At 46.1% G+C, this 633-nt stretch carries 1 protein-coding gene and 1 pseudogene; both read right to left on the minus strand.

Going from position 1 to position 633, the window contains the following annotated elements:
• The coding region (locus R8N47_RS26070) for an ABC transporter permease (protein WP_318186213.1) at positions 1-438 on the minus strand (438 nt) is incomplete at its 3' end.
• Positions 439-633: pseudogene (locus R8N47_RS26075) on the minus strand (ABC transporter ATP-binding protein); the annotation flags it as partial.

Raw genomic sequence — 633 nt, forward strand, 5'->3', positions numbered from 1 at the left:
TACCGTCGCCACAATAATGCCCCAGTGCTCAACATGTAGATCCACAAACAGCAGCGACACGCACGTCACAATAGCAACAACCAGCAAGCCCCGGGGTACACCACCCATGACATAACCTGCGATGATGACGTAGTTTGGCACAGGTGCAACCAACAACTCTTCGATGTTCTTTTGCAGTTTTGCACTAAAGAATGAAGACGCGACATTTGAATATGAGTTGGTGATCACCGACATCATGATCAAACCCGGCACGATGTATTCCATGTAGCTAAATCCGCTCATTTCACCAATTCGAGAACCGATCAGATTACCGAAGATGATGAAGTACAGCGTCATCGTAATCGCTGGAGGCACCAAAGTTTGTACCCAAATACGCGAGAAGCGCGTCACCTCTTTACCCAGCAAACTACGAAATGCCGTCCAATACAGTTGGTACATTTACTTGCTCCCCTCTCTGACAATGCTGACAAACAGTTCTTCTAATCGGTTGGCTTTATTGCGCATCGACAGCACTTTCACGCCATGTTCCGTTAATTGAGCAAACACCGCATTGAGACCTTGGCTTTTATCTAACTCAATTTCTAATGAGCCATCAATTAAGCTTTGACGATTGACACCATTCAACTCAGGCAC

The organism is Vibrio sp. 2132-1, from assembly GCF_033344315.1.